This is a genomic window from Pseudoalteromonas sp. R86517, from assembly GCF_042466295.1.
Lineage (GTDB): Bacteria > Pseudomonadota > Gammaproteobacteria > Enterobacterales > Alteromonadaceae > Pseudoalteromonas > Pseudoalteromonas atlantica.
The window spans coordinates 2,476,649-2,500,551 of sequence record NZ_JAXHCB010000001.1; the positions used below are offsets into that span (position 1 = coordinate 2,476,649).

The window sequence follows — 23,903 nt, forward strand, 5'->3', positions numbered from 1 at the left end:
AGTTTTTAGTTATTTAATGTCAGTATAGCTAAATTATAATACTGCTGATTTGTTTATACTAGCGCCAATAATTAGCTAACTTATTTTGTAATAATGACTCAAACACCTCACAGTAATGCTGGTATGTCGCGCTTTTCAAGCGTATTGCTTGTAATAGGTATTTTACTTATTGCTGCTAATTTACGTGCGCCTTTTACAGGGGTTGCCCCTGTGCTTGAACAAATAATTACGCATTTTAATTTAACCGCTTCGCAAGCAGGCTTTATTACCACGTTACCGCTAATTGCCTTTGCCATTATATCGCCTATGGCTGCAAGCCTGGCTAAACGCCAAGGGCTTGAGCGCACATTGTTTTTTGCTGTATTTTTAATATTACTGGGCATTGCCGCACGGGTGGTTAATTCATCCATTATGCTATTTGTAGGCACAGCCATAATAGGCGCAGGTATTGCCATAGCTAACGTATTGCTACCAAGTATAATAAAACGCGACTTTGCGGCAAAAGTTGCGGTAATGACCTCTGCTTATGTACTCACTATGGGCATTGCCTCGGGTGGCTTTTCAGCATTAGTTTATCCGCTTAGCCAATATGAAGGGTTAGGCTGGCAGTTTGCATTAGGGGCAAGTGCACTCATTACAATTACCACTTTAATTGTGTGGATGGCGCAATTAAATAAACACACAAAACCGGCACAAACAGCACAGGCCTCAACACTTAATAAAAGCGTATGGCGCTACCTACTTGCTTGGCAAATTACCTTGTTACTGGGGCTAAATTCATTTTTAAATTACATCATTATTACTTGGCTGCCTAGCATACTCACCGAAGCGGGCCAAAGCGCAACGCAAGCAGGCGCGTATCATGGTGCTTTTCAAATTGCGACCGCCATACCTGGGCTTGTGCTTATACCTTTGCTAGGAAAATTAAAAGATCAAAGTGCGCTTAGCTTTATACTTGCATCACTGAGTGCGTGCTGTGCGCTAGGGCTACTTTATATGCCAAGCTTTGCATTAGTGTGGACGCTACTACTTGGCTTTAGCTCGGGGGCGTGCTTTATTTTAGGGCTGTCGTTTATTAGCCTACGTACCGATAACTCCACGCAAGCGGCTTCGCTTTCGGGTATGTCACAAAGTATTGGCTATTTGTTGGCGGCTATTGGCCCTATGGTAGCTGGGGCGCTACATACAAGTACCGGCAGCTGGAGTGCGCCGCTTTGGTTATGTGCAGGTGCAGGTGTGTTATGTGCTACATGTGGATGGTTTAGCGGCAAAAACACCACGCTTAATAATAGTTAACTTACTAGCTGCTGTAACCATGAAAACAAGCCCGTTGCTGGCTTTTTAGCGGGGCGATGCTTTTGCTCAAAGCGCTTATTAGCGGCTTGACGTTGCTCACGGCGCAGCTGTGCTAAATTAGCTTTTGCAGCAAAACGCAAACGCTGCTCTTGGGTCAGTTCGTCATTAAAGTTAATGGCTGACTTTTTAACTGCTCGGCTACTTTTCGGTGAACTGCACATATTTTTCTCCAAATGACTGTCTTATAAATAGACAGTCATTTGTTTAAAAAAATTTCACAAAAATTTAAAGCGCAACGTTATCTTTATAAAATTACGCAACCTAAAATTACTTACACCAATCGTGTTAAGTTATTAGGCATTTATAGCGACAGATAAATAGCGTGATAACAAGGCATGAATATCGACATGCAGTTGTTCTACATAAGAAATTTACAACGCTGTTAGCGCTCTATTTAGCACGTTAGAATGATTAAATATTTAAGTCGATTGGTGTTATACAGCACCAATACACTCTACTTCTACTAACGAATCAAGGGCTAACGCGTTTACTGCAAATGCACTACGTGCAGGATACGGCGCACTAAAATATTGCGTATAAATAGCGTTAAACGCTTTAAAATCGTTAATATTGGTAAGCATAACAGTGCACTTTACAATATTGCTCATGCTGTAGTTATGCTGCTCTAAAGTGCGCTTAATGTTTTCAAGGGTTTGCTTAGCTTCACCTTCAAAACCACCCGCTGCTAACTTACCGGTTGCAGGGTTAATCCCTATTTGCCCCGACATATAAAGCGTATTACCGGCTTTTACTATTTGCGAAAATGGTAAGTTAGGATTAGCTTTGCCTGTATTTAAAAAGTCGACATTACTGGGTTTTGCCTGGGCAAAACTCGTCAGTAGTACACTTGCTAATAAGGCTGTTTTTGTCAGTGTTTTCATTAATAGCCTACCTGTTTATTTAGGTGTAGTTTCAAAAGCCGGCACTTGGTGTAAATCGTTTAGCCATGTAAGCGTTGACTGCGACCAAATTTGCGCAGCTGGGGTAAACTCATCACGCTGATCAACAGCACCTATGCGCAGGCCGTACACTCTATCGGCTTTTGCTTCGTTGGTTGCGTAAAGTGTAGTGCCGCACGTACCACAAAAACCTTGTGCGCGTTTATTGCCGCTTTGTGCTGTTTTAACATACTCTTTTGGCTCGCCTTTAGTAAATACCACCGAGTTTAGCTCAGCCATAATTACCGCTCTAAATGGCCCACTCGACATGCGTTGGCAATCGCTACAATGACATACAAGTACGTTATTATTTTGCGACTGAGCTTGGTATTTAATTTCACCACAATAGCAGCTTCCAGTAATTTTCATTTTACTCTCCTTGAGTATGTTTAAAGGTGTTTAACCTAAATAAGCTAAAATAATTTTAGGTAGTTCTTGCGCGTATTGCTGCGCCGATAAATCACAGGCTATCGCAGGGGTTAAATCGTGATACAGCACTTTATCAAGCAATGAGCTGACAATTAAAAATACTGCAGTACCTGCCGCCGCCTCGCTCACTTTGGTATCTGTTTGGCTAATTAATTGCGCTAAACGCTGATAAATTACTCGTCTGTTTATGTGTTTATCACTGCCTAATAACTCGCTGTGCAAACGCGAATTTAAATGTAGCGTTCTAAATACCCCCTGCTGTGATGATAAAAACACATAGGTTTTATGGCATAAAGTGTTAACTACATCGTCTAAGTTTTTATAGTGCTGCGCCTCAAGCTCTGTTACCCAGTTATCTAATGCAATACCAAAGTCTTGATACAGCATAGGCAGCAGCGACTCTTTATTTTTAAAGCGACGGTAAAACGTACCTACCGACACCTCGGCGTAATCGGCCAGCTCTTTTATACTTATGTGCTCAAAAAACTTACTTTTTAAACTGTGATGCAGCGCTTTTAATAGTTTTTCTTGGGTTTGTTGACTGCGTTGTTGCTTAGGTGCCAAAAAGGGTTGATCAGACATAAATTTAAACGTGTTAGGTTAAAGTGCACACATAGTGCAGCTTGTTAATATAAACAACAATACCCAGCTAGCAATTACTTTACTCGCTGGGTAACTACGGCATTATTTGTGGCTATTTAAGTAATCTACCGCTAATTGGCTAAGCGCTTTGGTACCCACTTTAAACGATGACTCATCGGCGTAAAAATAAGGTGAGTGGTTACTTGCTACCGTTTTCAAGTCTTGATCGTCAGGCGTACCACCTAAAAACACAAATACACTGGGTATTTCTAGGGCATAAAACGAAAAGTCTTCTGCGCCGGTTATTTTACCCATTTCTTGCACGTTTTGTTTACCGGCTGCTTTTTCAAGGCTAGGTAACATTTGCGCAGTAAGTTCAGGGTTATTAACCGTTACCGGGTAACCTTCGTGAATATGCACATCGGCCGTAGCCCCCGACGATTTAGCAATATGTGTAGCGGTTGTTTTAATATTTTCAAAGATTTGCGCGCGGTTATCCATATCAAAATTACGAATAGTGCCAACCATTTCAACTTCTTCAGGAATAATATTATTACGCACACCACCCGCTATTTTACCAAACGACACAATAGCAGGCTCTTTGGTTATATTTACTTGGCGGCTCACAATATGGTTAACGCCCGTTACAATTTGCGCTGCGGCAGCAATAGGGTCAACGCCTGTCCACGGTGCTGAGCCATGTGCTTGGCGACCGTGTACGGTTATTTCAAAGCGATCGGCACTGGCCATAAACGGCCCACTTCGATAGCCAATTTTACCCGTATGTAGGCTCGATGTAATATGCAGGCCAAAGGCTACGTCAGGTTTGTATTTTTTAAATATACCTTCTTTAAGCATTAGCTCTGCACCGCCCTCTTCGCCTAAAGGTGCGCCCTCTTCAGCAGGCTGAAACACAAACATGATGTTGCCATGCAATTCATCTTTCATATTTGCTAATACTTCGGCTGCGCCCATTAGCATAGCTACGTGCGTGTCGTGGCCACAAGCGTGCATTATGCCTACATCAACGCCACGGAAATTTGTGGTTTTGGTTGATTTAAATGGCACATCTGTTTTTTCTGTTACCGGTAGTGCATCCATATCGGCGCGTAGCATTACTGTAGGGCCAGGCTTTGTGCCTTTTAAAATACCAACAACCCCTGTGTAAGCAATATCGGTTTGTACTTGCATACCTAACGACTTTAAGTGTTTAGCCACAATGCCTGCGGTACGCGTTTCGCGATTACCAAGCTCAGGATTTTGGTGAAAGTCGCGTCGCCATTCAATTACCTGCTGCTCTACATTTTTAACGTGTTGATCAAGGTTTGCCTGCGCGTTAAACGCACCAAGTGCAGCAAAACCTAATGCCACCGAAAGTAGTGATTTTTTCATCCTGATTTCCTTTATTATTTTAATGAAGCCCAACAACCGATTTAGTGTTATCGAAAAGTGCTGTTGAGTTATAGCCTACACCATTTTTAAATACAGTTTCCATATTACGGATAGCCGACGCATCTTTAGCAAAGTCGCCATTAACAATAACCAAGTCGGCATGTTTACCTACTTCAATACTACCTATTGTATTTTGCTTATTTAAATACTGCGCTGCATTTAACGTAGCTATTTTTATTGCTTGTGGCTGCATAAACCCAGCCTCTACGAGTAATTCAATTGCACGCTGGTTGGAAAAGCCAGCAATAACGCCGCCATAACCTGTTGGGTCAGTGCCCACCATTAATTTACCACCAGCGGCTACAAACATTTTTTCTAGCTGCATCATTTTTTTAAATACTAAAGGCCAACTAGATTCGCTCTGCTTTGCTATTTTTTCAAAGCGCGACTCGTATTGAGCACGTACTTGCGGTATTAATGCATCAAGTGCTTTTGGGTAGGCTTTAGGGCGACCTTTAGTAAAGGTTTCAAATACAGTAAGTGTAGAGGTAAGTACTACATTTTTAGCCACTAAGTAATTTATTAGACTCGTTACTTCTGGCGAGTTTATATCTAACTCAACAAACGATTGCTGTACGTCTTTATTACTTGGGCATACATCTTTTTGTTTGTTTTTAACAAAGTCGGTGGCGGCAAAAAAGCCATGTTCTAGGTTATCAATACCTAAAGCGGCTGCTTCGCGGTATGTAACTGAACATAAATGAGCCGTTACTTTGTTATTTTGCTCGTGCGCTTTTTTAATAACAACATCAAGCTCATTTTGATTAATATGCATATACGCTTTATATGAGGTAACCCCCTCTAAGCCCCAGTAGTCCATCATTTTTTTAGCATCGTCTGCATCGCGTAGCGACTTTATTTTTAAAATAGGTAAACCGGGGCCATTTAAATACGGCGCCGTTACATCTATATCTGGGCCTAAACTTTTACCTGCGTTTATATCATCTCTTAATTTTAAATCAGCATATGGTGCAGTGGTGCCTGCAGTACGAATTGTGGTTGCACCGCCTGCTAAATAAAGGCGAGGAAAGCTGTAAAGCATTTCGGTGTAATGAGCCTTGCCAGTTGGATAAAACATGTGCTCATGCATCATCACCAATCCCGGAATTAATGTTTTTCCACTACCGTCAATAATATTCACACCTTTAGCGACGCCTACTTCTGCTGTGGCGCCTATATTCACAATTTTATTTCTATTTATTACAACCGTTTGATTAGTTTGTGCCGGTTTGCCGGTGCCATCAATTAACGTGATATTTTTAATTGCATAACGCCCCGCTTGATAACGTACAAATTGCTCATCAACTGCATAACTTGTAAAGCTAGTTAAAGCGCAAGTAATTAATAATAAAGATTTTTTAATTTTTTTAAATGCGTACATAGATATACTCATAGTGTGTGCTCATCTTGGTAGAAGACATTACTATAAATGCACCACCTAAAAATGTAAATCAGGATTCACATTTTAATTCATCATACTTTAATAAATCTTTTTTACTGTACTCTTTTTAAATTACACGGAATGACTATGAAAAATCGAATCGCTAAAAAGCACGTTTTAAAATCAACATTGGCACTGACTATTGCACTCGCATTGAGTGGCTGCGACATTGATGATGACGATAATAACGACCCTGTCGTTGTAGAAACACCAGAGCCTGCACCGGTTACTTTGCGCGTGATGGAAACAACCGACATACACATGTATTTATCTAACTACGATTACTTTGCACAAGCCCCCTCAGAAACCTTAGGGTTTGTTAATACCGCTACCCTTATAAAAGAAGCCCGCAATGAAGTGCAAAACAGTGTACTTGTTGATAATGGTGATTTAATTCAAAACAGCCCGCTTGGCGATTACGAAGCGATTGTACGTAAAGACGATATTTTAAATGGCGCAACCCATGTGGCCTTTAAAGCAATGAACTTGCTTGATTACGATGTTGCTAACTTAGGAAACCATGAATTTAACTTTGGCTTAGAGTTTTTAGATGCCACATTAAGTGGTGCCGACTTCCCGTATATTAATGCCAATGTATACGTTGATGATGGGGATGATGACGACAGCAACGATGAAAACCGTTACACACCGTACTACCTTCAAGATAAAACTGTATTCGATATAAACGGCAACGAACAAACAATTAAAATTGGTTACTTAGGCCTTACCCCACCGCAAATTATGCAATGGGATAGCGCTCACTTACAAGGTAAGGTAATTGCTAAAGATATTGTTGCTACTGCTGAAAAGTTCATTCCACAAATGAAAGCACAAGGCGCCGATATTATTATTGCCATTCCTCACTCTGGGTTAACAGCCAGCGCCCAAGAAGACCTTGCTGAAAATACGGCCCTTTACCTGTCTAAAGTAGATGACGTAGATGCCATATTGTTTGGTCATAACCACCGTTTGTTTCCGGGTGATTCGTCGTACGATGGCTATGAATCGGCGGGTATTGATAACGTAAACGGTAAACTTAATGGCGTACCGGCTGTTATGCCTGGCTTTTTTGGCAATAACTTAGGGGTTATTGATTTAATTGTTGAGCCAAACGATGAAGGCGGCTGGGAAGTAACCAGCTCAAAAGTAGAAACCCGCGCCATTAGTGGTACAGATGAAAACGGCGACTTTGTTGATTTAGCTGCTGTAGATACCGATGTAGCTGCCGCAATTGAGCTTGAACACCAAGCAACGATTGATTGGGTGAGCGAACCATTTGCTGAAATTTCAAATCCAATTTATAGCTTTTTTGCTTTGGTGCAAGACGACCCGTCAATTCAAATAGTATCAGATGCACAAATAGCGTGGGGTAAAGCATTTATTCAAGGCACTGAGCTTGATGGCTTACCCGTGCTTTCGGCAGCAGCCCCTTTTAGAGCTGGCCGCAATGGTATTGAAGATTACACCAATGTAAAAGCAGGCGATATTACCTTACTAGATACCGTTAGTTTATATGTGTTTCCAAACACTATTCGTATGGTAAAAGTAACAGGTAGCGATGTTAAAGAGTGGCTTGAACGCTCTGCGGGTCAGTTTAATCAAATTGATGTAAACAGCAGCGCTGAGCAAAACCTACTCGATACCACCTTTCCTACTTTTAACTTTGACATTATTGACGGCGTTACCTTTGAAATTGACGTCACTCAGCCAAAACGATACGACAACGATGGCGTATTAATAAGTGAAAACAATTCGCGAATTACTAACTTGCAATACCAAGGTGAAGCGATAGATTTAGAGGCAGAGTTTTTAATTGTAACTAATAACTATCGTGCATCGGGCGGCGGTAATTTCCCAGCGATTGACGGTACTAGCCGTGAAACATTTGAAGGCCCAGATGAAAACCGCGGTGTGCTGCGTAGTTATATTATTAGCGAAGCCGCTAAAAGTAGCACAGGCAGTATTGACCCTTCGGCCGATAATAACTGGCGCTTTAGCACCGTGACCACCAGCACAGAGCTAAACGTTGTGTTTAGAACATCACCGCTTGATGAGGTAGCTACTATTGCACAAACACTCCCTGCTGTTGCGCCTACCTCACCACTTAAAACAGATGAAAATGGTTTTGCGCTATACAGTATAGATTTAAAGCAATAACCTTTAAGGCATAAAAAAGCCAGCTTAGCAGCTGGCTTTTACTTAACCTAAACCCTTAATTATTTAGCAATATACACACTATAGCTTAGCCCTTTTAAAGTGACCGTTAACTTGCCATTTTGTTGCTCAAGTTGCTCGGCAGCTACAAGCGGCGAAAAGTGTTTATACGGGCTATTAAACTCTATTGTTTGTGGCGTTTTTTCGCTATTAAACACAATAATATACGCCTGCTCTGCACCTTTTACTGTGCGTGAAAACGCAAACATGCCAGTGTTTTTAGCAAAAAATAAGTCGTTGTATTCACCGCGGCGAAGCCCTTCGTGATTTTTTCGTAACTTACTTAATTGCGCAATAGTTTTAAATAATGGGTGCTGCTGGTTAAAGTTATTATCGGCCGTTGTTTGCGTGGTGCCTATAAGGTTATTGTCGTTATAGCTTGCAACATTTGATGCAAACATATCTTCGCGTGCATCAATATCGTGGCCATCGCCTGTAAAACCTTGTTCATCGCCATAATAAATAACCGGTATACCGCGAGATAAAAACATAAATGCATGCGCTAATTGGCTGCGCTTTAATTTAAGCTCATCACTTTCGTGATCAAATGTTTGGTTTATAAATAAGCCAGGTCTGCCCATGTCGTGGTTCCCTAAAAAGGTCATAAGTAAATCGGCTTGGCTGTCTTCATCTTGGTATAGTGAGTCTTGTGCAAATAGCTCGCTAATGGCGCTTGGGTTCTGTCCTTTAAAAAACACATCGGCCGCTATTTTTTGAAATGCAAAATCAAGCACCGATGGAATTTTACCTTCTGTAGTAAATACACTTAGGTTTTTAGGATTAGGGTCGTACACCTCACCAAACACATGAAAATTTGGAATCCCTTGCGCTTTAGCGTAATCAATAATAGCGGGTGTAAATGTTTGCCAAAACTCGAGATTAACATGGCGTACGGTATCGATTCTGAAGCCGTCGGGCTTAAACTCTTTTATTAAATTTTGATAAATATCGACCATGCCGCTCACCACCTGCGGATGCTCTGTTTTTAAATCGTCTAGGCCGTTAAAATCACCATTAAGTGAGCTTTCACCACTAAAGGTGCTGTCGCCTTGGTTGTGATAATAATCGACATTGTTTAGCCACTGTGGGTACTTAACATTTTTTAAGTGCTCAGGAATAAATGGGCTATACGGCTTAGGGTTATTTAGCGCTTTATACTCACAATGCGTTAAACCTGCTTTAAATTGACCGTTTGGCATGTGGCATTCGTCGTAACGAATAATATCGGCTGTGTGGTTAGTAATAATGTCAAAAAATACTTTAATGCCTTTTTTATGAGCTGCATCAATTAGCTTTTTTAAAGAAGCATTCCCACCAAAGTGCGGGTCTATTTCGCTAAAATCGACAATCCAATAACCATGGTGCGCAACACCATCTGATTGAATCGCTTGGTTGCGTAATAAAGGCGTCATCCAAATTGCTGTAACCCCTAGCGCTTCTAAATAGTCGAGCTTTTGTTCAATGCCTGTTATATCTCCACCATGAAAACCACTGGTGGTTGTTAAATTTAACCCACCAGCCGAAATAGCATGCTCATTGCTGCCATTATCGTTTTGCGGATCGCCATTATTAAAACGATCAGGTAATACAAAATAAAATATATCGTCGCGTACATCGCGCTGTAAATAATTATCAGTGCTTGCAGTGTTTGCGTTATCGGCCGCTGGTGGCTGATTACTTTTACAGGCCGTTAATGCCACTACAGTGCTTAGTAAAAATGTTGTTAGTGTGTTTTTTATCATTTTAGTGCTCCTTTACTAAACTATGGCAGCTCGCAACCTTTTACACTTTCGTAAAGTGCATACCAATGAGCGGCCGTTAATTGTATTTTGTTTACTTGTGCACACGCTTTAATACGCGCAGTGTTAGTAGTCCCAATAACAGATTGAATGTTTGCAGGGTGCCTGTTTAACCATGCCAGTACAATGGCTTCTGCACTTGTTTCGTACTGCGCAGCTAAGCTTTGTACTAATTGGTACGTGTTTTTAATACGGGTTTCAGCGCCGGTTATATCAGCACCCGAAAACAACCCTTGGCATAAACTTCCCCACGCCTGCAGCTGTATATTTTCGTGCTGGCAAAACTCGATTAAGCCCGGCGTAAAGTTAATATTTGCGCCTTTCGCGTTACCAGCATATATGCCCTCTTCAACCCAGTCATTTTTTAATAAGCTCATTTCTACTTGATTCAAAATAAGTGACTCTGACAGGGCTTGTTGAATGGCTTTTATTTGATGTTGCTGCATATTAGACACCCCTAAAAAACGTACCTTGCCTTGGCTTTTTAGTTTTTTATAAGTGCTAGCAATTTCCTGAGGGCACATGAGTGGGTCGGGTCTGTGCAGAATAAGTACATCTAAGTAGTCTGTTTTTAGCTGCGCTAAACTTTTATTTACACTTTGCTCTATCCACTGTCCTGAAAGGTCATAACGCTTTGGGCCATGCTCATCTTCAAAGCGAATACCGCATTTAGATTGAATAATTAACTTATCACGGTCGGTGCGCGTTTTTAAAACTTCACCAAATACCTGCTCTGCTTTACCAAAAGTATAAATATCAGCATGGTCAAAGTAATTAATGTTATTTTCAAGCGCTGCCTCTACTACTGTATGTGCTTGGTTTATATCGGCTTTGGTTATTGGGTTGTTATTCCAGCCACCACCCAAGCCCATACAGCCATAAATAAGTTCGCTAGCATTGGGTATAAATTGAGAAATAGTTTTATTGGTCATGAGTTATCGGTATTAAAAAAGAGTGACTTGTAGTTTACCGATTAAATTATTCAACTAAATACTAAAAATAAAACTCATTATTTGCTATAACAAACAATAAAAACACAGTGCTCATTTAAATGCTGAGAGAACATAAAAAATTTGAACGGTTATTTTTGTTTAACGAAGTAGCCAAACACTTAAGCTTTTCAAAGGCAGCTTTAGCGCTTGGGATCTCCCGAGGGTATTTGTCTGAGCAAATAAAAGCGCTCGAAAAAGAATACCAAAGAGCCCTACTTATTCGCACAACCCGCAGTGTAAAGCTCACCCCGCAGGGAAAGCATGTGCTTAGTTGTATGGGAAATATTAAAAACACATTATTAGAGCTTGAACGAACCTTAGCCCATGAACACGAGGCTATTGCCGGCAACATTAGAATTACCGCGCCGAGCCAATTTACCAATAGATACCTGCTAACTATTTGCGAGCAATTTAACCAAGAGTACCCTGATGTTAAATTTAATATAGACTGCAGCTACACCCCTCACAATTTGATTCAAAGCAATTACGATATTGCATTTAGATCAACCCTTAATCCGCCCCAAAACATGATTGCCAAAAAGCTATTTAGTTATAAACAGGTGTGCTGTGCCTCGCCTAGTTATATTGCTAAAAATGGTGAGCCAAGCGACGTTGAAGATTTATTAAAGCATAGCTGTTTAACCAGCACGCAATTTAGCCTGTGGCATTTTTCCGATAGGGCCATTGAGCTTGAAGGAAAACTAAGCATTAACGATAACCACATGCTTAAAAACCTTGCGCTGCAAGGTCAAGGAATTATATACACCCCGGAGTATTTAGTAGATTTAGAAATTAACGCGCACACTTTAAAGCCGCTATTAACGCAGTTACAGTATCCGCAATCTGATGTGTATTTAATTCACCCTCAGCTAATTAACGAATCAGCACGTATTAGCCATTTTATTAAATTTACCACCAACTGGTTTAGAAACTAGCTTACCAATTACTTTTATATTGAGATAAGTGGTTTACTAAATAATCGACTAAAGCTTTAACAGTTGGGCTTAACAAACGTTGAGACGGATAAAGTAAATTAATAGGCAGCGGGCTTGGCGCGTATTCACTTAGCACCTCTACCAGCTCACCGCTTTTAAGTGCTTGGTTAACGTAAAAATTAGGTAATTGCGCTACACCTTGGCTTGCTAAAGCAAACGCTTTTAAACTTTGCGAGTCGTTAACCTCTAAACTACCTGATACTTTTACAATGGTATTCTTACCATCAAGCCTATAACTCCAACGCTTTGCGTTAGCGACAACCGTGTTTATAAGGCAATTAAAATTTTTTAGATCATATTAAAACAATTAAGCCTATTTCAGCACCTGAAAAATAAACATCTTTACCTACCTAACTAATTAAGTGCTAGGATAATGGCTTGAAATACTGATAACTTGCAAACCTAACTATGAATTTAAATCAGCTCGATCTAAACCTTCTTATTATTTTAAAGCAGCTTTTAAACGAAAAACATATTAGCAATACCGCCTTAACTTTAGGCATGAGCCAACCTTCTATAAGCCGCTCGTTAAGTAAATTGCGCTCCTTGTTTGACGATCAATTATTAATAAGAATGGCTGGAGGGTATGAGCTAACCCCAAAAGCGCAATCAATTCAGCAAGACCTAAATTCTATTTTAAATATGGTAGAAACACTGGTTAATAAGCAAACCTTCGACCCTAAAACCAGCACAGCCACCATTAAACTGTTTGGCCTACCGCCGCAAATGCATTTATTTATAAAAACAATAATTAAAGATGTTCGCGAGCAAGCGCCTAATATCACCCTTGAAATAGACACCCTGCCTAAGCCGCAGTTTTCTGATTTGCTTAAAGGCGATACTCACTTTGTGATTACTGGCCACAAGCCCGCTAATTCAGAGGGTAAGTTATATCAACAACCGTTGTTTGAGCGCGAGTTTAAATTAGTAATGGCTCGCTCCCACAGGCTGGCTAAACAAGAATTAAGCGTTGATTTATTGCGTGATTGTAATTTTGGGCAAATATCAATTCAGGGTGAAAAAGCATTAACTATTGCACAAAATTTTGCCGCGCTAGGCATTGATAATATAGCGACGCCAATACGCTTAAAAAACTTTTACAGTATTGGCAGCATTGCTGAAAACACTGATTTAATATTTTATGTGCCCAATCATTTTGCTGCAGATGTGTGCCAACAGCATGACGTAGTTGCCAGAACCCCGCCCCCAGAGCTTAGCTCAGAGTATGCACAAGTGGCTTTATACTGGCATCAACGCCACCATAATGACCCTGTATGTCAATGGTTTAGAGAGCTTGTAAAAAATAAAGTATTTGAAGTTTAAATAACTGTTATTCATGTAGGGTATGTATTTTAAATTGCCATTTAAGGCGGCGAACGGTTTAATACGAATCATTCTTAATAATATTAAAATTAGATAAACATACTCACCATGAAAAACACGCTCCCATTTAATAAGCACGCGCTTAACGTTGTTATTGGTACTTTGTGTACTGGTATGTCATTCATAAGCTTAGCGGAACAAGCTCCCGACACCTCAGAAACCATTGAAGTATGGGGCACAACAATTACTAATGACTCGCTACTACAAGACGATATTGAAAGAAAACAAGCCAACCATTTAAGTGATTTACTGCGTGACCAAGCTGGTATTGACGTAGGTGGCTCGCACTCTATTGTACAAGGTATTAATATTCGTGGTGTTGACGATTTAGACCTCAACATTACTGTTGATGGTATTAGCCAAAACAATAATATGTTCCACCACTCAGGAAACTTACTTATTAATGCTGATATTTTAAAAGCAGTAGATATAAAAGTAGGCACTAACTCGGTGCTAACTGGCGGCCTTTCTGGTGGTGTAGCCTTTGAAACCAAAGATGCTAAAGATTTACTAGAGCCAGGTGAAGATTTTGGCGCACGCTTATACACAAACTTAGGTACCAATGATTACGCAGGTGGCTCTGCTGCGGTATATGGTCAGCTAACCGACAACATAGACGCCCTTGCCTACTACACCTACACCGACAGAAATAACTTTGAAAACGGCAATGGTAAAGAAGTTACAGGTAACGAAGGCCGCACGGTAGATGGCATCTTCAAGCTCGGCTGGGATGTAAACGAGAGTAACCGTTTAGTGTTCTCATACGACAGATATAACGATGAAGGCGATTACTACGTAAAAACCAACTTTGGTGCTGGCTTTGCTGAAGATTCAGACGCGCAAACAGAAGATATTGACTACACACGTACCAGCACTTCACTTGCCTACGAGCTAGATAAAGGCGATGCCATTACCCTACGCGCTAGCGTTTATCGCAACGAACTAAGCTATATTGCACTAGGAACTGAGGGTAACTCTGAGCATACGGGCTACACTGCCCTTGCAACATCTAAAATTGCACTTGCTGGGTTTAACCATACATTACGCTACGGCGGCGAAGGGTATGAGCAAGTATCAAAACGTATCGAAAACCACGTACAAACCAATGAAGACACTGCCGACTCTCACGCTATTTATATTGAAGACGAAATCGCTGTAACCGATCAGTTATTTGTAACCCCTGGCGTGCGTTACAACTACTTTAAAGTAGATATGTACTCAGCCGGTACTAACGATTCGTTAGATAAATCGTGGAACGAGTTAACGTTTGGTTTAGCGGCTAAATACCTAATTAACGATAACTGGAGTGTTAACGCAAGCTCAACAGAGCTGTTTCAAGGTCCTGGCCTGCGCGAAAGCTATGTTGATTACAGCACTAACTTTGATAAAGACCTAAAAGCAGAAACCGGTGTTAATAACGCCATTGGTTTTGCCTTTAAAGATCAAAACATTATGGGCTTAGACTCATTTGGTTTTTCATTAAACCTGTTTAAAACCCGTATTGAAGATTACATAGACAACTGGGCAATTGGTAAAGGTCGCCCAATTGGTACCTATGAAAACTCGGGTGATTACGATATAGATGGTTTTGAATCAACGCTTTCACTGCGTAAAGCGCTATTTAGTGCACGTTTAAGTTACTCTAAGTCAGACTCTGAACAACTAGAGACAGGCGAGCAACTGCGTTATGAAGTAGGTGATAGCATTTCACTAAACCTTGGCTACGAAGTACCAAAATACGACTTAAAATTTAACTGGACCAGCCTAGTTAACAGAACTGATGACTCAGTATCAAGCGGTGCTGATATTCATAAAGTGGGTTATCAGGTTCATAACATCAGCATGCAGTGGCTACCAAGCCAGCTTGAAGCACTAAGCATGACCTTAGGTGTTGAGAATATTTTTGATAAAACGTATTACTCTCACGCTTCATACTCAAGCGACACAGTGCAAGATTACGAAGCGGGTCGTAATGTTAAATTAAGCGCGTCTTACGTTTTTTAATTTAATAACTTGCTCATGATTTAAGGCTCAATATTTTATTGAGCCTTTTGCTGTTTAAGGGGGGCGTACCTTAAATAGCGTCAACCATACCAATCCGCAATAATACTTAATCATTTTTAGGGGCTAAACGTGTCGCTATCTGCGTTAAAAAACTCTCATTTACGACTGCATGGATGCAGAAGATAGAGCACTGCAGGAGCAATTGCCGAGAACAACTAAATAGCGAATTTTTTGCCTTGCTATCAACACGTTTTTCCATCCTCAAAATAGTTCACTTAATTATGCGGATTGGTATTATAAATAAATTATTTCAGGGTCAATAATGTCTGATTGGAAACAAAACTTACAAAAGTTCCGTTATGTAATGGACACCTTACTGCTTATTAGCTTTATGCTAGTAAGTGCACCTCAAGCCACTGGCATCCCTTTACACGAATGGTTTAGCCTATTTTTTATTATCCCTTTTGTTATTCACTTACTACTGCACTGGGATTGGGTAACACGCAGCTTTAGCCGTTTATTTGCCAATATAACAGCACGCGAGCGCTTTAATATAGTGTGGGATTACCTACTTTATATAATGATGTTATTAGTATTTGTGAGTGGCTTTTTAGTGTCGGTGGCTCTACTACCTGCACTTAATATTAGTTTAAACATTCAAGACTTTTGGTCGAAAATACATCACGATTCAGCCACCTTTATTATGCCCATGCTAGGTGTGCATTTAGCGCTTAATTTTTCTTGGATAGTAAAACTGACTAAACGCATGTTTGCCAAAGAGGCTAAATAATGAAGCACCTAAAACAACAGTGGAAAACCCGCACCAGCATTGTGTTAGTTGTATCTGTTTTAGTGAGCCTTTTACTGGTTAGTTTAGAGCTCACCGACTGGGCCGCACAAATAAATCAGCAGGGATACTCCCACGGTACAGCTGAGTGTGAAAAGCCGAAAATAGCCCCTATTTTGATGTACATTTTACCCTTTGTAAAAGAGCTTATTTTAATAGGCGTACCTATGTTACTTACTTTAGGGATTGCTAAACTATTAGGCTTAATAAAAAGGATGGTTAAAAACAAAGTCTGAATACGAATGCAACACGTATCAAAAACCGGCGTTTATAGATACATTGCTAAGTTAGTATGTCTATAAGCGCAGGTTTTTATGAGTTATAAACCAAGTAATTACACACTCCAACACATCACTTTTCTACTTGGCACATTAATTATAGGTGCTGTATTAATAAGCTTTAAAGCTAATGCCGAAAAGGCAATTCCTTTTCAATCGCAATGGCTAAAAAACCACTATGCTGAGCGTATAGCCCATTTTAAGCTACAACCTTTACGCAAAGGCGATATTGTATTTATTGGCGATAGCATTACAGAGCAAGGGCTAAATTGGAGCATTCGGTTTAACGACCTACGCGTAAGAAACCGCGGTATTAGTGGCGATATGACCTACGGTGTTTTAGCGCGTTTAAACGAATTAAAAGCAGCCCCGCCTAAAGCTATATTTTTAAAAATTGGCGTTAACGATATTTTTAATTACCATTATATAAAGCAAGTTAAAGACTTAGCGTCGGTGAGTGAAAATATCGAAAAAATAGTGACTCAGCTCAATAAATCACTCCCAAATACACAAATTTATGTACAAAGTATTTTGCCCGTTCATCGCGATTTTATAACGCAAATGACGCAAACCGTTAACCAACAAATTAAAGCAATTGAGCACGCAAATTTTACCTATATAGACTTGCATCCCGCATTTTTAGGCCCTCAAGGCATGCTTAATGAAACGCTCACTACCGATGGCACCCATTTAAACAAGGCAGGCTATGATCTTTGGGCTAAACAGCTTGCACCAATAATGAAAACCTTAAAATGAAGAGTTTATTAATTGCTATATTAATGGCGGCAAGCTTTACGTGTGAAGCCAGTAAAGCACCTTTAAAAAGCTACCCTACCGGCGCGACTAAAGCTGTTATTTTTAGCTACGACGATGGCGTTATACAAGACAGAAAGCTTGTGGAACTATTTAATAAGTACCAGGTTGTTGGTACGTTTAACTTAAACTCAGGTTTATTTGCTAAAAAGCTACCGTGGATGAAAGCCTTTACCGGTAAAGAAGGCGAATATATAAAGCAAAGTGAAGTAAAAACACTTTATAAAGGCCATGAAATAGCAAGCCACAGTTACTCACATCCGGGCTTTGCGGGCTTAGATACAGCAGAATTAAAATTACAATTAGCCCGCGATAAGCACATTTTATCGCCCTTAAAAAGCAGCTCCTTACACTCTTTTGCATACCCTTTAGGGTCTTACGATAAAACCGCTATGAAATTAGTAAAGCAAGCGGGCTTTACTAATGCCCGAACAGTAAACGACGCCCTTAATTTTGAGCTCCCTACCAACTACATGGCATGGAACCCAACCGTTCACCACTCAAAAGCAATGCCATTAATAGAGCAATATATTGCGCTTAAAAGCAATAAGCTCACTGTAATGATGATTTGGGGTCATTCGTGGGAATATGACAAAAACACTAAAAATAATAACTGGGATTACGCCGAAAAGCTCGTTCAAACAATCTCAAATAAAGATGATATTTGGTATGTATCGGCTGGAGAGTTCATCGCGTTTTTAGAAGCTAAATAAGCGTGCGCAGTGCTAAGTAAAGCTCATATAAGCCCATTTAAATGTAGTAAGCGTAATTAGCTCATCCTTGATGCAGTATCCATCGTTAATCCATTAACTCACTTCGAGTAACTGCGGAACTTCGTTTCGGTTCACTCTTACCTAGCGGGCGGACTACCACTGATATTATCGCCAGTCTGAGTGGCCTCGAGCGCGCCCCGACACAAATTTTAGGCATAAAAAAACCCTAACCAATTTGGTTAGGGTCATAAAAAGTGGTACCAGCGGCCGGGCTCGAACCGGCACGCCTTTCGGCAGGGGATTTTGAATCCCCCATGTATACCAATTTCATCACGCTGGCGTCATTTTTCTTTAACCTTCTAAACACGAGAAGATAAAGAAAAACCACTTTAGAGCTCAGGATTATTTATGTGCCTTCGTCTCTATGCCAAGCATTATACAAACAATAGGGGTGGCAGCAAGCGTTTTATGACATTAGCCTGATCAACCGCTTAACATTTAGACAGCCTGTGCAAAATGTCGTTTACTGGTTGAAGTATTAAATACAGCTAATAATAACGCCAAGGTATATCACTGAACTATAGCGCTTAGTATTTGTGAGCTTTTTTGCTAAACTAGCGCGCATATTAACAGTGAGAGTGTATTTATGTCGGGTGAGTTTCCACGAGCTGGTTTTTGGCGTCGTTTTGCGTCGTTAGTTTATGATACGATAGCTATTATTGCGTTTGCTATGTTAACGGTTGTGCTCTATTTGTTTGCCGTACAAGGGCTTATTTCACTTGATGTTATTAGTTTAAATGGTGCTGAAGATGTATCGGCACTTATTCAAGAGTCACTGCTGCTGTCGAGTATTCGAAGTGCCTTACTTGTTATTGTTACTTTCGTATTTTTTGGCTATTTTTGGACTAAAAGCGGGCAAACTATTGGCATGCGCGCATGGCGTTTAAAAGTACAAACTAATGAAGGAAGCTTAATTAGTTGGCCGCAGTCTATTGTTCGCAGCCTAAGTGCCCTGCTTGGCTTAGGTAACCTTGTGGTATTAATTGATTTTAAAAACAAAAAAGCGCTGCAAGACTATATCTCAAAAACTGAGGTAATTACTCTTACAAAAGAAGAAAACAAACGTATTTACCGCGAGCTAGATTAATACCTATTTATACCAATGCGCAATAATACTTAATCATTTTGCGGGGCTAACTTGTCGCTACCTGCGTAAAAAATTCTCATTTACGACTGCATGGATGCAGAAGGTAGAGCAATGCAGGAGCAATTGCCAAGGCAACTAAATAGCGATTTTTTGCCTAGCTATCAACACGTTTTTCCAGCCTCAACTTGATCACTTAATTAAGCTGATTGGTAATAGTTTTTAAATAACGCGTTATAGAAACAAAAAAGGTGACCATAGGTCACCTTTTTTAGTATTAAATAAGCGCTTATAACGGCTATACCCGCTTATTCATCATGTACGTAGCAAAGCCTATAAATAGTATACTTGGCAGTACCGCGCCTATAATAGCGGGTATTTGATAAACCATTACCACAGGGCCAAATATCTCATTTATTAAGTGAAATACAATTCCCGTTACTACACCCATAATGATACGCGCACCCATAGTAACGGTACGTAACGGGCCAAATATAAACGACAGTGCAACCAGTAGCATTACGGCAACAGACACAGGCTGCATTAGCTTACGCCACAAGGCCAGCTCATAGGTGCTGGTATCTTGCTCATTTTGCTGTAAGTACCCTAAGTAAGACCAAAGCCCTGTAAAGGAAAGCGACTCAGGCTTTACCGATACAACACCAAGCTTTTCGCCCGTTAATTGCGAAGGGTAAAACTCTTCATCAATGTGTTCACTGCTTATTTTCTCATCACTAATATGAACCTTATTTACATCGCGTAATAGCCAACCTTCATCACGACCAATGGCCACTTTAGCTTTGGTTATTTGAGTTAAATCGAGTGACTTATCAAATTGATACATGTGCACACCGTTTAAACGGCCGTTTTGATCTACATCTTCAATATTAATAAAGTTGTTGCCATCTTTAGCCCATACGCCTTTTTGTGCATTGAATACATCGCCGCCATAAATTGCCTGATTACGCATTTCTTTGGCGTGTTGTTGCGCCTCTGGTGCGCCCCACTCACCAAGAGCCATCATACACACAGCCATAAACACGGCGGTTTTCATTACCGAGCCTATAATTTGCAAGCGCGACATACCCGCAGCTTGCATTACCACCAGCTCACTGTTTGAAGCCAATGCACCTAAGCCTGTTAAGCCACCAATAAGCGCGGCCATCGGGAAGAATATAACTAAATCGCCCGGCATACTGTAAAAGGTGTAAAGCGTTGCGGTCATTAAATCGTAACTGCCACGACCAACCGACTTTAGCTGATCAATAAACTTAATTAATGTACTAATCCCTACTAGCACCAACAAAGCAAATCCGGTGGTTTGTAAAATGCTGCGGCCTAAGTACCAATCGAGTGTTTTCATCATGCGCTTAACTCCCGTTTTGTTACAACGGCTTTAAGCCAGGCGCCCAATGGGCGACCTTTTATAATTAATAAACTACCTATAAATAAAGCGCTTAAGTGAATCCACCACAAACCAATTGAAGGCGGTATTTTGCCATCTTCTACGGCAAATTTTGCAGCATTGAGTAAGATAAAATAACCTAAGTACAAGCTAATGGCTGGCACTAATTTAGCAAACTTACCTTGGCGCGGATTAACCACACTTAGCGGTACTGCTATTAACGTTAGTAACGGAATAGAAAGCGGTATTGCAATACGCCACTGCCACTGGGCTATAGATTCAGAGGTATTGAGTGGCAATAGTTGATTAGTAGGTATTGCTTCTAATTTACGGCGCTGATGCTCTATTTCTTGCTCGCGTATTTGTACGCTGTAGCCATCAAACTGCGTTAAATTAAGGGCCGGTGTTTTGCCATCGGTTTCGTAGCGTTTGCCATCGGTTAGCACTAATTGTTGCTCGCCATTTATTGCCTCTACCACCACGCCTTGTTCGGCATACACTAAACGTGCAAGGTCATCTTTTTCGGTATCCGGCAGCTGCGCTACAAATACTTTGTTTAGCTCTTTACCACCGTTTTCAATGTTATGAATAAACACTACGGCTTTTTCATTACCGGTTTGTTGAAACCGCCCAGCCCTTAACGCAGATAAACCCGCATCGGCTTTGGCTTGCTCTTTTAATTGGTACTCTTGCTCACTCGCCCACGGCGCAAGGTACATGGTGAGAGAGGCTGCTAATATAGCCAAACCCACACTCGAAATTAAAGTAACGCGTACCACATACCATTCACTCACCCCACAGGCTTTAAGAACGGTCATTTCGCTGTCGGCGTAAATACGGCTGTAGGCTAAAATAATACCCAAAAATATACTCAATGGCAGGATCAGCGAAGCTAATTGCGGCAGTTTAAGCGCAATCATCGATAATACTAACTTGGCAGGAATGCTCCCTTCAGAAGCATCTCCTAAAATAACCACAAACTTTTGTGACACAAAAATGGTCATTAAAGTTAAAAATACGGCGACCTGCGATTTTAAAACCTCAGCGGTCAAATAACGAAAAATAAGCAATGCTCGCCCCTGTTAAACATAGAATTTCACTACAATAGTGATAATTTGATAATAAAGTAGCTATTTTACCCAGTTTTATCTGGTAAATAAGTCGTTATTATAAGCTAACAAAATTAATTATCCTACCTAAGTGCACGATATATTGTTGCATTAGTAGCCCTTAAACATATAAAGTTCAATTACACAGTAAGAGTCAGAAAAAATCAGCTAAAATTAAGATTATCTCTACATAAGTTACGTAGCGAAGACTAGATTTTATTTTTTTAGCCCCAATTAATAACGTATATGACTCACAACCAGGAGTAACAATGGAATTTAACGTAAAAAGTGGTAGCCCAGAAAAACAACGCAGCGCGTGTATTGTCGTTGGCGTTTACGAACCACGTAGGTTATCCCCCATTGGTGAACAACTCGATAAAATCAGCGATGGTTATATCTCAAATTTACTACGCCGTGGCGACCTAGAAGGTAAGCCGGGGCAAGTGTTATTATTGCATCATGTACCTAACGTTTTAAGCGAGCGCGTATTGCTTGTTGGCTGTGGTAAAGAGCGCGAGCTTGATGATAAGCAATATAAGCAAATAATTTCTAAAACAATTAATACCTTAAACGAAACCGGCTCAATGGAAGCGGTGTGCTTTTTAACAGAGCAACACGTTAAAGGTCGTGATACCTACTGGAAGGTTCGCCAAGCGGTAGAAACAACACAAGATTGCCTATACACATTTAATCAGCTAAAAAGCAAAAAAGTAGACCCTCGTCGTCCACTTCGTAAAATTGTGTTTAACGTACCAACGCGTCGCGAGCTGACCATTGGTGAAAGCGCTATTGAGCATGGCTTAGCCATTGCCGCAGGTAGTAAGCTATGTAAAGACGTAGCCAACATGCCACCTAATATTTGTAACCCTGCTTATTTAGGCGAACAAGCGCAAGAGCTGGCTAGCAATTTTGACAACATCACCGTTGATATTATTGGCGAAGAAAAAATGGCCGAACTAGGTATGAACTCGTACTTAGCGGTTGGTCGCGGCAGTGATAACGAATCGGTTATGTCGGTTATTAACTACAAAGGTGCAAGCGATGAGCAAGCGCCTATTGTGCTAGTAGGTAAAGGCTTAACGTTTGACTCAGGCGGTATTTCAATTAAGCCAGGCGAAGCCATGGATGAAATGAAATACGACATGGGCGGCGCAGCCGGTGTAATTGGCGCTATGCGCGCACTGGCACAAATGCAGCTGCCTATTAACGTAATTGGCGTTTTAGCCGGCTGTGAAAACATGCCAAGCTCTAACGCGTATCGCCCTGGCGATATTTTAACAACCATGTCGGGGCAAACCGTAGAAGTGCTTAATACTGATGCTGAAGGCCGATTAGTATTATGTGATGCGTTAACTTACGTTGAGCGTTTTGACCCAGATACAGTAATTGACGTAGCAACACTAACAGGCGCATGTATTGTTGCCCTTGGTGCACACGCAACAGGTTTACTGTCAAACCACAACCCACTTGCGCATGATTTATTAAAAGCGTCTGAGCAAAGTGGCGACCGTGCATGGCAGTTACCACTGTGGGATGACTATCAAGATCAACTCGATAGCCCATTTGCCGATTTTACAAACTTAGGTGGGCGCTCTGCTGGTACTATTACCGCAGCGTGTTTCTTATCTAAGTTTACTAAAAAGTATAACTGGGCTCACTTAGACGTAGCCGGTACCGCGTGGCGCAGTGGCGCTAAAAAAGGTGCAACGGGTCGCCCTGTTCCTATGCTTACTCAGTATTTATTAAACCGAGCGGGTGTAAGCGAAGCTACGCACGACTAATAACCTAATTAACCTGAGCCTTATTTAGAAAAGCCACTCAGTAGGTATTTTTAGCACTAACAGCGTTAAATTTATTTGCCATAGGCCAAATATATTTAACCAGAGCTTAGGTTATTTAACTTGTATTAAGGCGCCATTTGGCGCCTTTTTTATTGCTGTAATTATCTGTGTATTAATTGAAGCAAACCCCGTTATATGGCAAAATCTGCCTCTTAATTTATGTGTATC

The 23,903-nt window shown here is 40.7% G+C and carries 21 protein-coding genes, 1 tRNA gene and 1 pseudogene; 11 read left to right on the top strand and 12 right to left on the bottom strand.

From position 1 onward, the window contains the following. The first annotated feature begins 93 nt into the window (after positions 1–93). Positions 94–1,296: an MFS transporter gene (locus tag SJY38_RS11145; protein ID WP_377109762.1), complete on the top strand. Its 1,203-nt coding sequence runs from the start codon at positions 94–96 to the stop codon at positions 1,294–1,296. Here the strand turns inward: SJY38_RS11145 and SJY38_RS11150 are convergent. The 6 genes from SJY38_RS11150 to SJY38_RS11175 all read right to left on the bottom strand — a co-directional run bounded on the left by SJY38_RS11150 (position 1,293) and on the right by SJY38_RS11175 (position 6,150). Further along, positions 1,293–1,517: a hypothetical protein gene (locus SJY38_RS11150; protein ID WP_004588490.1), complete on the bottom strand. Its 225-nt coding sequence runs from the start codon at positions 1,515–1,517 to the stop codon at positions 1,293–1,295. The two genes, SJY38_RS11145 and SJY38_RS11150, sit on opposite strands and share 4 nt — an antisense overlap. A 273-nt stretch (positions 1,518–1,790) precedes the next feature. Next, the gene (locus SJY38_RS11155; RefSeq protein ID WP_064386364.1) at positions 1,791–2,237 is read right to left on the bottom strand and encodes a RidA family protein; all 447 of its coding nucleotides are present in this window, start codon (positions 2,235–2,237) and stop codon (positions 1,791–1,793) included. 15 nt (positions 2,238–2,252) lie between these two features. After that, complete coding sequence (locus SJY38_RS11160) at positions 2,253–2,663, bottom strand: GFA family protein (RefSeq protein WP_377109763.1); 411 nt, start codon at positions 2,661–2,663, stop codon at positions 2,253–2,255. Positions 2,664–2,693: 30 nt separating this feature from the next. Next, positions 2,694–3,305, bottom strand: coding sequence for a TetR/AcrR family transcriptional regulator (locus SJY38_RS11165; protein WP_029771731.1), 612 nt, complete (start codon positions 3,303–3,305; stop codon positions 2,694–2,696). 102 nt (positions 3,306–3,407) lie between these two features. Beyond that, entirely contained in the window at positions 3,408–4,697 is a 1,290-nt protein-coding gene (locus tag SJY38_RS11170) for a M20 family metallopeptidase (protein WP_377109765.1), read from the bottom strand. A gap of 19 nt (positions 4,698–4,716) precedes the next feature. Further along, on the bottom strand, positions 4,717–6,150 hold the full coding sequence (locus SJY38_RS11175; RefSeq protein ID WP_377109766.1) for an amidohydrolase family protein: 1,434 nt from the start codon (positions 6,148–6,150) through the stop codon (positions 4,717–4,719). Between the two features lie 135 nt (positions 6,151–6,285). On the opposite strand from SJY38_RS11175, the gene SJY38_RS11180 reads away from it, so the two are divergent. Beyond that, positions 6,286–8,355 carry a bifunctional 2',3'-cyclic-nucleotide 2'-phosphodiesterase/3'-nucleotidase gene (locus SJY38_RS11180; protein ID WP_377109767.1) on the top strand — a complete coding sequence of 690 codons (2,070 nt, stop codon included), beginning with the start codon at positions 6,286–6,288 and terminating at the stop codon, positions 8,353–8,355. Between the two features lie 59 nt (positions 8,356–8,414). Here the strand turns inward: SJY38_RS11180 and SJY38_RS11185 are convergent, their stop codons facing one another. Both SJY38_RS11185 and SJY38_RS11190 read right to left on the bottom strand, forming a co-directional pair. Further along, entirely contained in the window at positions 8,415–10,154 is a 1,740-nt protein-coding gene (locus SJY38_RS11185; RefSeq protein ID WP_096740078.1) for an alpha-amylase family glycosyl hydrolase, read from the bottom strand. Between the two features lie 20 nt (positions 10,155–10,174). Further along, a complete protein-coding gene (locus SJY38_RS11190) occupies positions 10,175–11,143 on the bottom strand; it encodes an aldo/keto reductase family oxidoreductase (RefSeq protein ID WP_377109768.1) in 969 nt (322 codons plus the stop codon). A gap of 119 nt (positions 11,144–11,262) precedes the next feature. On the opposite strand from SJY38_RS11190, the gene SJY38_RS11195 reads away from it, so the two are divergent. Next, positions 11,263–12,138, top strand: a complete 876-nt coding sequence (locus SJY38_RS11195) for a LysR family transcriptional regulator (protein ID WP_029772681.1) — start codon at positions 11,263–11,265, stop codon at positions 12,136–12,138. A 1-nt stretch (position 12,139) separates the two neighbouring features. On the opposite strand, the pseudogene SJY38_RS11200 reads toward SJY38_RS11195, so the two are convergent. Beyond that, a pseudogene (locus SJY38_RS11200) lies at positions 12,140–12,481 on the bottom strand (LysR substrate-binding domain-containing protein); the annotation flags it as partial. Positions 12,482–12,606: 125 nt separating this feature from the next. On the opposite strand from SJY38_RS11200, the gene SJY38_RS11205 reads away from it, so the two are divergent. The 6 genes from SJY38_RS11205 to SJY38_RS11230 all read left to right on the top strand — a co-directional run bounded on the left by SJY38_RS11205 (position 12,607) and on the right by SJY38_RS11230 (position 18,236). Continuing rightward, positions 12,607–13,521, top strand: coding sequence for a LysR family transcriptional regulator (locus SJY38_RS11205; protein ID WP_024031645.1), 915 nt, complete (start codon positions 12,607–12,609; stop codon positions 13,519–13,521). Between the two features lie 108 nt (positions 13,522–13,629). Then, positions 13,630–15,585: a TonB-dependent receptor domain-containing protein gene (locus SJY38_RS11210; protein ID WP_377109769.1), complete on the top strand. Its 1,956-nt coding sequence runs from the start codon at positions 13,630–13,632 to the stop codon at positions 15,583–15,585. A gap of 322 nt (positions 15,586–15,907) precedes the next feature. Continuing rightward, on the top strand, positions 15,908–16,375 hold the full coding sequence (locus SJY38_RS11215; RefSeq protein ID WP_024031643.1) for a DUF4405 domain-containing protein: 468 nt from the start codon (positions 15,908–15,910) through the stop codon (positions 16,373–16,375). Next, a complete protein-coding gene (locus SJY38_RS11220; protein WP_054983533.1) occupies positions 16,375–16,668 on the top strand; it encodes a hypothetical protein in 294 nt (97 codons plus the stop codon). The genes SJY38_RS11215 and SJY38_RS11220 overlap by 1 nt, the downstream gene beginning before the upstream one ends. Positions 16,669–16,746: 78 nt before the next feature. After that, complete coding sequence (locus SJY38_RS11225; RefSeq protein WP_377109770.1) at positions 16,747–17,466, top strand: GDSL-type esterase/lipase family protein; 720 nt, start codon at positions 16,747–16,749, stop codon at positions 17,464–17,466. Further along, the gene (locus SJY38_RS11230) at positions 17,463–18,236 is read left to right on the top strand and encodes a polysaccharide deacetylase family protein (RefSeq protein ID WP_377109771.1); all 774 of its coding nucleotides are present in this window, start codon (positions 17,463–17,465) and stop codon (positions 18,234–18,236) included. The genes SJY38_RS11225 and SJY38_RS11230 overlap by 4 nt, the downstream gene beginning before the upstream one ends. A gap of 255 nt (positions 18,237–18,491) precedes the next feature. On the opposite strand, the gene SJY38_RS11235 is transcribed toward SJY38_RS11230, so the two are convergent. After that, a tRNA-Leu gene (locus SJY38_RS11235) sits at positions 18,492–18,576 on the bottom strand. Positions 18,577–18,882: 306 nt separating this feature from the next. Between SJY38_RS11235 and SJY38_RS11240 the strand changes: the two genes are divergently transcribed. Continuing rightward, complete coding sequence (locus SJY38_RS11240) at positions 18,883–19,383, top strand: RDD family protein (RefSeq protein WP_377109772.1); 501 nt, start codon at positions 18,883–18,885, stop codon at positions 19,381–19,383. Positions 19,384–19,678: 295 nt separating this feature from the next. On the opposite strand, the gene lptG is transcribed toward SJY38_RS11240, so the two are convergent. Both lptG and lptF read right to left on the bottom strand, forming a co-directional pair. Continuing rightward, a complete protein-coding gene (gene lptG, locus SJY38_RS11245) occupies positions 19,679–20,746 on the bottom strand; it encodes an LPS export ABC transporter permease LptG (RefSeq protein ID WP_004588475.1) in 1,068 nt (355 codons plus the stop codon). Next, complete coding sequence (gene lptF / locus SJY38_RS11250; RefSeq protein ID WP_024031637.1) at positions 20,743–21,855, bottom strand: LPS export ABC transporter permease LptF; 1,113 nt, start codon at positions 21,853–21,855, stop codon at positions 20,743–20,745. The genes lptG and lptF overlap by 4 nt, the downstream gene beginning before the upstream one ends. A gap of 308 nt (positions 21,856–22,163) precedes the next feature. On the opposite strand from lptF, the gene pepA reads away from it, so the two are divergent. Beyond that, positions 22,164–23,675: a leucyl aminopeptidase gene (pepA, locus tag SJY38_RS11255; protein ID WP_029772475.1), complete on the top strand. Its 1,512-nt coding sequence runs from the start codon at positions 22,164–22,166 to the stop codon at positions 23,673–23,675. Positions 23,676–23,903 lie beyond the last annotated feature (228 nt).